Below are 10,970 nucleotides of genomic sequence, written 5' to 3'. Positions count from 1 at the left end.
GCTGTTCAGGCCGACGGCCGCGCGCATCAATGCCGCTGCTCCCGTATCCCCGCAAAAGGGCGGGCGTCCGGGCGATGCAATGCCGCAGACATCATCGAATGATAATATAACGCCGAAACTGGGTAATAATAATCAGGTTTCGACTGAGCCGACCCAGGTTTTAGTTGGCTCTAAAAATAAGGCGCAAGATAGCCAGACCGTCGTTCAGTATTTTGACTCCGCAAGGTTCTGATTCCATTGTTTTAAGAAATGGACTACTTGCCGGCCTACTGACTTTGACGTAATGTGCCGCGATGAGCAGATTCGATCCCTTTGTCGCAATTGCGGACCCCAACCGGCGCCATCTTTTGATGGCGCTTCGTCGTGAACCCAAGACGGTTACCGAACTGTCGGAGGGGCTCCCCATCAGCAGGCCCGCGGTTTCGCAGCATCTGAAGGCGCTGCTCGACAGTGACTTGGTGCGGGTCACGCCCGTGGGCACAAAACGGTTCTATGCCATCAACCCCGAAGGGTTCGCCAGCCTTAATGCCTGGATACGCCAGTTCTGAGCGATTCGGGCGGTGAGGGCTGCGGACATCAGTCCGGCGCCCGTCCGGTCGAGGACCGGACCACGAGCTCCGGCCGCCACAATTCGCCGAAATCATCCGTCTCAGTGCCGTTTATGCGTTTGATCAGCCGTTCGGCGATCCGTTTGCCGGCGGTGCGCAGCGATGAGCGCGTGGTTGTCAGCGGCACGCTGAAGAGTTCCGGGCGCAGCAGCGGCAGGACATCGTCATAGGATATCAGCGAGATGTCCTCGCCAAGCGTCATGCCGGCCGCCTCGATCGCGCGCACGATGCCGAGCGCCTGTATCATGCTGGAACAGACGATCGCGCTCGGCGTTTCGGCAAGCGCCAGAAACCGCTCGGCGGCGCGCTGCCCATCGGCCTCCGTCATCTGCGTTGACACGTGAAAGCGGGGTTCGAGCGCGAGCCCAGCCTCGCGGCAGGCCTTGGCGACGCCATCGCGACGCCTGATGGCGAAGCCGAAATTTTCATCGCCATTGATTAGGGCGATGCGGCGGTGGCCAAGCTGCAGCAGCAGCCGGGTCGCATCGTAAAACGCGGCCTCGTTGTCGACATCGAGCGAGGGATAGGCATGCGGCGCATCGAAGAACCGGCCATGGACGATGAACGGCAGGCCGAAGGATTCCATCAAATCGATGCGCTGATCGTTCTCGCGGATATAGGCGAGGCACAACCCGTCGACATAGCCGCTGGTCGCAAGGCTTCGAAGCGCGGTGACCTCGTCGGCGGGGTCGGAGGGCATGACGACGAGGTGGAAATCCTCCGTCTGCGCCTGCTCACCGAGCCCGTTCAGGAATTCGCCGAAATGCAGATCCGAGATCACCTGGTCGCCGATCGGCATCAAGAGGCCGATCGAGCCGGCCTTGCCGGTCGCCAGCCGCTGGGCGGTCCGGTTCGGGCGGTAGCCGGTTTCGCGCGCGGCCTTCATCACGCGCTCGCGCGTGGCGGCGTTGACTTCCGGATAGCCATTCAGGGCGCGGCTCACCGTGGTCGGAGACAGGCCGAGCCGGGCCGATAATTGCTTCAGGTTCACATCCATCCTCCCACATGCCCGGGCCCCTTTCGCCATGCGCCCTGCCGGCTTTGCTGTCACGCTGGCCGTGCAGGGTTTGAGGACTTTTCAATCCTGACTTCGCGGCGGGCTGAGCCGGCGTGCCGGGCTTCATTGCAAATGCTTGATGCGGCTGCAACTTCCGGCTTCGTGTTTCCTTTCCGCTCTCCTCAAAGCGTTTTGGGGAAACTTGAAATTCATCAAAGCGATTGATGGGATTGTTTTCAAGTCGCCGTCAAGAAAATTATTCAAACCGAGACAAATCATCCAAAATTTCGCCTGTTTTTGACGCGGGGGGTTGACTCCTGACCCTTGCGCGAGAAATGGTTGAAGGTGTCAAAGCGCTTTGAATAAAGTGCCGAATGACAACCAAGGCCCGCGACAGGGCCCTATGTGATGGGAGGTAAATCACATGAACAGAGCTCTTCTGACCGGCGTTGCCACGCTGGCGCTTTTCGCCGGCGCGGCCAGCGCCGCCGATCTTAAATTCCCCGTTGGCGAGGATTCCCGCTTCAACTGGGACAGCTACAACCAGTTTGCCGAAGCCCATGGCGACATTTCGGGCCAGACGCTGACGATCTTCGGTCCCTGGCTCGGCCCGGACAAGGATCTGGTCGAAAGCGTGATCGCCTATTTCGAGGAAGCCACCGGCGCCGATGTGCAGTATTCCGGTTCGGACTCCTTCGAGCAGCAGATCGTGATCGACACCCAGGCCGGCAGCCCGCCGAACATCGCCGTGTTCCCGCAGCCGGGCCTTGCCGCCGATCTGGCCGCCAAGGGTCTGCTGACCAAGCTTCCGGCCGAAGTCGGCGAATTCCTTACCGAGAATTACGCCGCCGGCCAATCCTGGGTCGATCTGTCGAGCTATGCCGGCAAGGACGGCGAGAAGGCGCTTTATGCGTTTCCCTACAAGGCCGACGTGAAGTCGCTGGTCTGGTACGTGCCGGACAATTTCGACGATGCCGGCTATGAAGTGCCGGAAACCATGGAAGAGCTGAAGGCGCTGACCGAGCAGATCGTCGCCGATGGCGGCACGCCCTGGTGCATCGGTCTCGGTTCCGGCGGCGCCACCGGCTGGCCGGCAACCGACTGGGTCGAGGACATGGTTCTGCGCACGCAGCCGCCGGAAGTCTACGACCAGTGGGTCACCAACGAAATTCCGTTCAACGATCCGCGCATCGTCAACGCGATCGATGAATTCGGCTGGTTCGCCAAGAACGACAAGTTCGTCGATGGCGGCGCTGCCGCCGTGGCGTCCACCGACTTCCGCGACAGCCCCAAGGGCCTCTTCTCGTCGCCGCCGAAGTGCTACATGCACAAGATGGCCTCGTTCATCCCGTCCTTCTTCCCGGAAGGTACCGAGCTTGGCCTGGATGCGGACTTCTTCTACTTCCCGGCCTATGAAGGCGAAGATCTCGGCAAGCCGGTTCTCGGCGCTGGCACGCTGTTCGGCATCACCAAGGACAGCCCCGCGGCCCAGGCCTTCATCGAATTCCTGGAAACCCCGATCGCGCATGAAGTGTGGATGGCACAGTCCGGCTTCCTGACGCCGTTCACCGGCGTCAACCCGGAAGCCTATGCCAATGACGCGCTACGCGGCCAGGGCGAGATCCTGACGGAAGCGACCACGTTCCGCTTCGACGGTTCCGACCTGATGCCGGGCAAGATCGGCGCGGGCGCGTTCTGGACCGGCATGATTGACTTCGTCGGTGGTCAGTCCGCCGAGCAGGCTGCCACGAAAATCCAGAACACCTGGGACTCGATCAAGTAACGGTCGAAAGATCCATCAGGATTTGCAAAGATAGACCGGGCCGTTCGCGGCCCGGTCGCCCTGTCTGAGGCGTGCCTGGTTGCCAGATGGCGGCCGGTGCGGCAGACTTCTGAAAGCGCGCTTCGCCAAGGGGGATTCCGGTCTTTGGAACGCGCGGCACAACAAAGGGGCCCGGCCATGAGCCGTGGCGGCCCGAAATAAGCTGAACGGCGCGGCGACCTGCCGATGCACAGCCGTTACGGGGAGTGAAAGGCGTGGAACAAATCATCAAAGCCTTGCTGGCCGTCGTCATAGGCGTGGCCGCCGCCATGATCTATTTTTATGGCACCAACAAGCTGCTCGACATCATCTTTCCGTCCGAGACGAAGGATCCGGCGCAGGGCGTGCGCAATCTGCGCATCTCCGGCATGATCCGCCCCTGGCTGTTCCTGCTGCCGGCGCTGTTGTCGCTCGGAATCTATCTGGTCTATCCGGTTTTCGCCTCGCTCTGGTATTCGGTGCATGGTCCTTCGGGCGACACCTATGTCGGGGCGGCGAACTATGTCTGGATGTTCAACGATTCCGAATTTCGCGAATCGATGTTCAACAACATGCTCTGGCTGATCTTTGTGCCAGCGCTTTCGACCTTTTTCGGCCTCATCATCGCCTGGCTGACCGACCGCATCTGGTGGGGTTCCTTCGCCAAGATGATGATCTTCATGCCGATGGCGATCTCGTTCGTCGGCGCCTCCGTCATCTGGAAGTTCGTCTATGACTATCGCGGCGACGGCGCCGACCAGATCGGCATCCTGAACGCGATCATCGTGGCCATGGGAGGCGAGCCGCATGTCTGGATCGCCATGCCGTTCTGGAACAATTTCTTCCTGATGATCATCCTGCTCTGGATCCAGACTGGGTTCGCCATGGTGCTGCTGTCGGCGGCGCTGCGCGGCATTCCGGAGGAAACCATCGAGGCGGCGGTGATCGACGGAGCCAACGGCCTGCAGATATTCTTCAAGATCATGGTGCCGCAGATCTACAACACCATTGCCGTTGTCTGGACCACGATCACCATCATCGTGCTCAAGATTTTCGATATCGTTCTCGCGATGACCAACGGGCAGTGGAATACCCAGGTGCTCGCCAATCTCATGTTCGACTGGATGTTCAGGGGCGGGGGCGATTTCGGCCGTGGCGCCACGATCGCGATCGTCATCATGGTTCTGGTTATCCCGATCATGGTCTGGAATATCCGCAATTCGCGCAAAGAGATGGAGGGCCGGTAAATGCACTCGCACAAGAAATCGCCGCTGGTCTGGTTCTCCCATATCACCGTGCTTCTGCTGGTGATCCTGTGGACCATTCCGACCTTCGGCCTGCTGGTCACGTCGCTGCGCGACAAGGACCAGATCGTGGCTTCCGGCTGGTGGACGTCGCTTGCGACCTCGACCCAGAACCTGATCTACCGCGCACCGGGCGCGGAGGGGCAGACCGAAGAGGGGGGACTCTACGTCATTACCGGCAATGCGCTCGACGGGGCCGGCGGCAAGGTTTCCCGCTTCGGCACGACGTCGCTCAGGCCCACGGAATTTGAGGCCGGCGAGACCGCGGACATGGGCGACGGTCAGGAACTCACCGTCGAATCCGATGGCGAATTCCGCATGACCTCGCCGGAGCCCTTCGGCAAGCGCGGCCAGCGCATTTTCGTGACGGCGAAGATACCGCCGCGCTTCACGCTTGAGAACTATCGCAATGTCCTGACCTCGGAAGGCATCGGTCAATCCTTCCTGAACTCGCTGACGGTCGCGATCCCCTCGACCATCATTCCGGTTCTGGTGGCGGCCTATGCGGCCTATGCGCTGTCGTGGATGAAGTTCCCGTTCCGCAACCTGCTGCTCGCCGTCATCGTCGGCCTGCTGGTGGTGCCGCTCCAGATGTCGCTGATCCCGCTTCTGAAGATGTATAACTGGATCGGCGACATATTCGGCGTGCCATCCAAGACCTATGTCGGGATATGGCTGGCGCATATGGGCTTCGGACTGCCGCTCGCGATCTACCTGTTGCGCAATTATATCGCCGGCCTGCCGCGCGAGATCATGGAATCGGCCCGCGTCGACGGCGCGAACGACTTCATGATCTTCCGCAAGATCATCCTGCCGCTGTCCTACCCGGCGCTCGCCTCCTTCGCGATCTTCCAGTTCCTGTGGACCTGGAACGACCTGCTGGTGGCGACCGTGTTCCTCGGCAATAGCGAGCAGACCATCGTGCTGACGGCAAGGCTGCGCGAACTGCTCGGATCGCGCGGCGGCAACTGGGAAATCCTGACGGCCTCCGCCTTCATCTCCATCATCGTGCCGCTCATCGTGTTCTTCGCGCTGCAACGCTATCTGGTGCGCGGCCTGCTGGCGGGCTCGGTCAAGGGCGGCTGACGCCGCCTTACGCCCTGCCTGCGATACTGACAAGAAAAGACAAGAAAATGAACGATACCAATAACAAGGCCATCGACAAGGATTGGTGGCGCGGCGCCGTCATCTACCAGGTCTATCCGCGCTCGTTTCAGGACAGCAACGGCGATGGCGTCGGCGATATCCGCGGCATTGCCGAACGGCTGGATTATATCGCCGGCCTCGGGGCCGATGCGGTCTGGATCTCGCCGTTCTTCACCTCGCCGATGAAGGATTTCGGCTACGACGTGTCGAACTACAAGGACATCGACCCGATGTTCGGCACGCTCGCCGATTTCGACGCGATGATCGAGAAGGCCCATGAACTGGGCCTCAAGATCATGATCGACCTGGTGCTGTCGCATACCTCCGACCAGCATCCCTGGTTCGTCGAGAGCCGGTCGAGCCGCGATAATCCCCGCGCCGACTGGTATGTCTGGGCAGACGCCAAGCCGGATGGCTCGCCGCCCAACAACTGGCTGTCGATCTTCGGCGGCTCGGCATGGCAGTGGGACAGCCGCCGCCTGCAATACTACATGCACAATTTCCTGGTCTCGCAGCCGGACCTCAACTTCCACAATTCCGAGGTTCAGGACGCGCTGCTCGATGTCGCCCGGTTCTGGCTCGATCGCGGCGTTGACGGCTTCCGCCTCGACACGATCAACTTCTACTTCCATGACCAGCAACTGCGCGACAATCCGGCGCTTGCGCCCGAGCTTCGCAACGACCAGACGGCGCCGGCGGTCAATCCCTATAACTATCAGGAACACCTCTACGACAAGAGCCGTCCGGAGAATCTGGAATTCCTGAAACGCCTGCGCGCGGTGATGGAGGAATATCCCGCCGTTGCGGCCGTTGGCGAGGTTGGCGACAGCCAGCGCGGTCTCGAGATCGTCGGCGAATATACCTCCGGCGGCGACAAGATGCAGATGTGCTATGCCTTCGAATTCCTCGCCCCGCAGCCGGTGACGCCGAAGCATGTGGTCAACTCGATCAACGCCTTCGATGCCGCCGCGCCCGAGGGCTGGGCCTGCTGGGCATTCTCCAACCACGACGTGGTCCGTCATGTCAGCCGCTGGGGCGCGGGCATCGAGGACAAGGCGGCCTATGCCAAGATGCTGGCCTCGCTGTTGATGACGCTCAAGGGCTCGATCTGCCTTTATGAGGGCGAGGAACTGGGCCTGACCGAGGCCGACATCGCCTTCGAGGACCTGCAGGACCCCTATGGCATCGAGTTCTGGCCGGAATTCAAGGGCCGCGACGGCTGCCGCACGCCGATGGTCTGGCAGGCCGGCGCGGTTAATGCCGGCTTCTCCACGGCGGAGAAGACCTGGCTGCCGGTCTCGCCCGATCATGTGATGAAGGCGGTCGACGTTCAGCAGGACGAGGACGGATCGGTGCTGGAGCACTACCGGCGTTTCCTCGCGCTACGCAAAAGCCATCCGGCGCTGGCCAGAGGCGGGATCGCGTTTCATGAAGCCGACGATGATGCCGTGCTGATTTTCACCCGTCATCTGGGCGACGAGCGTGTTCTTTGCGTATTCAACATCTCGGCGGCGTCCGTGACGGCGCGTCTGCCGGATGGCGCATGGGACGGGCTTGAAGGAACCGGCTTCTCGTGCGAGGCCGAGGGCAATACGATAAAACTTCCTGCCTGGGGCGCATATTTCGCCCGCAAGGGCGCTTAGGGAAAGGGGCGGTAATGACTGGTGTAACACTCAAGGATGTGAAGAAATCCTACGGCAATGTCGAAGTCCTTCACAAGATCGACCTGGACATCCAGCCGGGTGAGTTCGTCGTCTTTGTCGGACCGTCCGGATGCGGCAAGTCGACGCTTCTCAGGATGATCGCCGGGCTGGAGGAAATCTCCGGCGGCACGATCGCGATCGAGGACCAGGTGGTCAATGACATTCCGCCCTCCAAGCGCGGCATCGCCATGGTGTTCCAGACCTATGCGCTCTATCCGCATATGTCGGTCTACGACAACATGGCTTTCGGCATGCGCATCGCCAAGGAGAGCAAGGAAGAGATCGACCGCCGCGTGCGGGCTGCCGCCGACATGCTGCAGATCACGCCCTATCTTGACCGCCTGCCGAAGGCGCTTTCGGGCGGCCAGCGTCAGCGCGTGGCGATCGGCCGCGCCATCTGCCGCGATCCGAAGGTGTTCCTGTTCGACGAGCCGTTGTCGAACCTCGATGCCGCGTTGCGCGTGGCGACCCGCATCGAGATCGCCAAGCTCAACGAGAAGATGCCCGATACCACGATGATCTACGTGACCCACGACCAGGTCGAGGCGATGACGCTCGCCGATCGGATCGTGGTGCTCTCTGGCGGCTACATCGAACAGGTCGGCGCGCCGCTGGAGCTTTACGAACGGCCCGCAAACCTGTTCGTGGCCCAGTTCATCGGTTCGCCGGCCATGAACATCATGCCGGTCAAGATCACCCGCGCGGGCGAGACCACCGAGGTTGAGCTCAAGGACGGCAAGCGTTTCGAGGTGCCGGTCAAGACGCCCGAAAAGGATGTCGGCAAGAAGGCAAGCTTCGGCGTGCGGCCCGAGGATGTGCGCGAGGCCGCCGAGGGCGAGGACTTCCTGTTCGAAGGCAAGATCGCGATCATCGAGGCGCTGGGCGAGGTGACGCTGATCTATATCGAGGGCGATCTCATCGACGAGGATCCGATCATCGTCAAGCTGCCCGGCATCCACAAGGGCAAGCCCGGCGATGTGATGCGCTTCGTTGCCGACTCGGAAAGGCTGCACCTCTTCGACGAAAGCGGCCACAGCTACCTTTACCGCTGATCGCATCCGCCGCGCCCACGCAAAAAAAAGCCCGCCAGGCATTCGCCGGCGGGCTTTTCTGTATTCTTCGCCGCGGGAGGGGGCACAGCGAAGAATGAATGGCGGACAGGGGGACGTCCGCCATTCGGGAGATCAGAACTTGTAACCGACGCGGGCCATGACGCGGTTGGACGTGTAGTCCTTCGCTTCGAAACCGGTCAGAGCGCCGTCGAAGTCCTTCTTGCCGAAGTCGGTGTATCGGTATTCCAGACCGGCAAAGACGTTGTTGCTCAGCGCGTAGTCAACACCGGCGCCGACGGTCCAGCCGTTGAACGCCTGGTCCTGGTCGAGGCCAGCACCGTCGATATAGCCGTTGGCAATCGCCCAGCCGCCGGTTGCGTAGATCAAAGCCTTGTCAAACGCGTAACCAAGACGGGCGCGAACCGAACCTTCCCAGTCGGAACCGGCCTTTACCGTGAAGGGCGCGCCGACATTATAGTCCTGCTCGTTCCAGTTATAGTCGAGCTCGCCTTCAACACCGAGAACGACGTTGTTGCTGAACTGGTAGTTGTAGCCGGCGAAACCGCCGAGCTTGCCGCCATCGAAATCGTCGCTGCCGACCTGGGTGCCGTTGAAGTTGAGGTTGGCGGTCGCCCAATCGTAGCCGCCGGTGCCACCGAGGTAGAAGCCGGTCCAGCTGAAGGTCTGGGGGATGACCTGCGGAGCGACATAGGGTTCGGCTGCAGGCGTCATGACCACGTCAGCGGCTTGGGCAGCGGCGCCCATGGCGACGAAAGCGGCGGAAGCGAGAAGAATCTTTTTCATTACTTTGTACTCCTTCGATGTGTTTCACCTAGTGTCTAGATAGGTGATTTAATCAATCGATCAAATTAACTTTGCACATCCCGCGCACTTGGTTGGGAGCTGTTGCTGGAATGTTACAGTGTCCCCTGCTCGATTGACCCTTGCCTTGGAAACGAAATAGGCCCGGGATTTGTTTCCCGAGCCGACGATTATTGGTGGCGTGTGTTTATTTCGTGGCAGCAAGGCGCACGAATTGGGGCGGCCATTCACGTAATGCGAATGATCTTAACGATCACTCGAAAAACACGCTGGCGCCGTGATCGGCCGTGCCGACATGATGGCGGAACGGGGCGAACAGTTCCCGCCCCATGCCGTACTCATTGCCGGTGAGATCGGCTTCCGCAAGCGGGCGCGCATCGAACTCTTCCGCCGGCACCAGAACCTCCAGCGTCCCGGCCTCGGCATCGAGCCGCATCCGGTCGCCGGTGCGGATCTTCGCGATCGGCCCGCCGTCCTTTGCTTCCGGCGTTACGTGGATGGCGGCCGGCACCTTGCCGGAAGCCCCGGACATGCGCCCGTCGGTAACCAGCGCCACCTTGTAGCCGCGGTCCTGCAGCACGCCGAGCGGCGGGGTCAGGCGGTGAAGCTCCGGCATGCCGTTCGATTTCGGGCCCTGGAAGCGGACGACCGCGATGAAGTCGCGGTTGAGGTCGCCGGCCTTGAAGGCCGTCTGCAGTTCCTGCTGGTCGTGGAACACGATCGCCGGGGCCTCGATCACGCGGCGCTCCGGCTTGACGGCGGAGATCTTGATCACCGCCTTGCCGATATTGCCGGCAAGCATCTTCAGCCCGCCATTGGGCTGGAACGGCTTGTCATGGGTGGTCAGCACCTTCGGGTCGGCGCTCGGGCCGTCGCCGATCGGTTCGCGCAGCACAGTGCCATCACTATTGAGCTTCACGTCGATCGCATAGGCTTCCATGCCTTCGCCGAACACGGTGCGGACATCGTCGTGCAGGAAGCCGGCGTTGAGAAGCTGGCGGATGAGATAGCCCATGCCGCCGGCGGCGTGGAAATGGTTCACGTCGGCAAGCCCGTTCGGATAAACGCGGGCAAGCAGCGGCACGATATCGGAGAGTTCGGAGATATCCTGCCAGGAGAGCTGGATGCCGGCGGCTCGCGCCATCGCCACAAGATGCATGGTGTGGTTGGTGGAGCCGCCGGTGGCGTGCAGGCCGACCACGCCATTGACGATCGAGCGCTCGTCGATCATCTGGCCGACGGGCGTGAACTCGTTGCCGTCAACGGTGATCGCGAAGGCGCGCTTCACCGCCTCCTTTGTCAGCGCATCGCGCAGCGGCGTATTGGGGTTGATGAACGAGGCGCCCGGCATGTGCAGGCCCATCATCTCCATCAGCATCTGGTTGGAGTTGGCGGTGCCGTAGAAGGTGCAGGTGCCGGGACCGTGATAGGATTTCGATTCCGATTCCAGCAGTTCCTTGCGCCCGACCTTGCCCTCCGCATAGAGCTGGCGGATATGCGATTTCTCGTCATTGCCCTGGCCGGTGGTCATGGGACC

Annotated in this window: 10 protein-coding genes; 7 read left to right on the top strand and 3 right to left on the bottom strand. The window is 61.3% G+C overall.

Features of this window, described 5'->3' with window-relative positions; all coding sequences use genetic code 11:
• Together B4E36_RS18165 and B4E36_RS18160 are read left to right on the top strand one after the other, a co-directional pair.
• Positions 1-232: hypothetical protein (locus tag B4E36_RS18165; RefSeq protein ID WP_345900647.1), on the top strand; the 232-nt coding region annotated here is incomplete at its 5' end.
• A gap of 61 nt (positions 233-293) precedes the next feature.
• Positions 294-548 carry an ArsR/SmtB family transcription factor gene (locus tag B4E36_RS18160; protein WP_018065161.1) on the top strand — a complete coding sequence of 85 codons (255 nt, stop codon included), beginning with the start codon at positions 294-296 and terminating at the stop codon, positions 546-548.
• 28 nt (positions 549-576) lie between these two features.
• Here the strand turns inward: B4E36_RS18160 and B4E36_RS18155 are convergent, their stop codons facing one another.
• Positions 577-1,599 carry a LacI family DNA-binding transcriptional regulator gene (locus B4E36_RS18155; protein ID WP_230718778.1) on the bottom strand — a complete coding sequence of 341 codons (1,023 nt, stop codon included), beginning with the start codon at positions 1,597-1,599 and terminating at the stop codon, positions 577-579.
• 430 nt (positions 1,600-2,029) lie between these two features.
• Here B4E36_RS18155 and B4E36_RS18150 point away from each other — a divergent pair, with 430 nt between their 5' ends.
• The 5 genes from B4E36_RS18150 to B4E36_RS18130 all read left to right on the top strand — a co-directional run bounded on the left by B4E36_RS18150 (position 2,030) and on the right by B4E36_RS18130 (position 8,611).
• Positions 2,030-3,388, top strand: coding sequence for an ABC transporter substrate-binding protein (locus B4E36_RS18150; RefSeq protein WP_292054285.1), 1,359 nt, complete (start codon positions 2,030-2,032; stop codon positions 3,386-3,388).
• 254 nt (positions 3,389-3,642) lie between these two features.
• Positions 3,643-4,653: a carbohydrate ABC transporter permease gene (locus B4E36_RS18145; protein ID WP_018065164.1), complete on the top strand. Its 1,011-nt coding sequence runs from the start codon at positions 3,643-3,645 to the stop codon at positions 4,651-4,653.
• A complete protein-coding gene (locus B4E36_RS18140) occupies positions 4,654-5,796 on the top strand; it encodes a carbohydrate ABC transporter permease (RefSeq protein WP_018065165.1) in 1,143 nt (380 codons plus the stop codon). It begins immediately after the preceding gene.
• A 47-nt stretch (positions 5,797-5,843) separates the two neighbouring features.
• Positions 5,844-7,499, top strand: a complete 1,656-nt coding sequence (locus B4E36_RS18135; RefSeq protein ID WP_345900646.1) for an alpha-glucosidase family protein — start codon at positions 5,844-5,846, stop codon at positions 7,497-7,499.
• 14 nt (positions 7,500-7,513) lie between these two features.
• Complete coding sequence (locus B4E36_RS18130; RefSeq protein ID WP_018065167.1) at positions 7,514-8,611, top strand: ABC transporter ATP-binding protein; 1,098 nt, start codon at positions 7,514-7,516, stop codon at positions 8,609-8,611.
• A 132-nt stretch (positions 8,612-8,743) separates the two neighbouring features.
• Here B4E36_RS18130 and B4E36_RS18125 read toward each other — a convergent pair whose 3' ends face one another.
• Positions 8,744-9,415, bottom strand: a complete 672-nt coding sequence (locus B4E36_RS18125; RefSeq protein ID WP_292054291.1) for an outer membrane protein — start codon at positions 9,413-9,415, stop codon at positions 8,744-8,746.
• Positions 9,416-9,686: 271 nt separating this feature from the next.
• Positions 9,687-10,970 (bottom strand): phosphogluconate dehydratase (gene edd / locus B4E36_RS18120; RefSeq protein WP_345900645.1); only part of this gene is annotated, 1,284 nt, incomplete at its 5' end.

This window comes from Martelella sp. UBA3392 (assembly GCF_002358775.1).
Classification (GTDB): domain Bacteria; phylum Pseudomonadota; class Alphaproteobacteria; order Rhizobiales; family Rhizobiaceae; genus Martelella; species Martelella mediterranea.
This window is presented reverse-complemented; position numbering and strand designations above follow the sequence as displayed.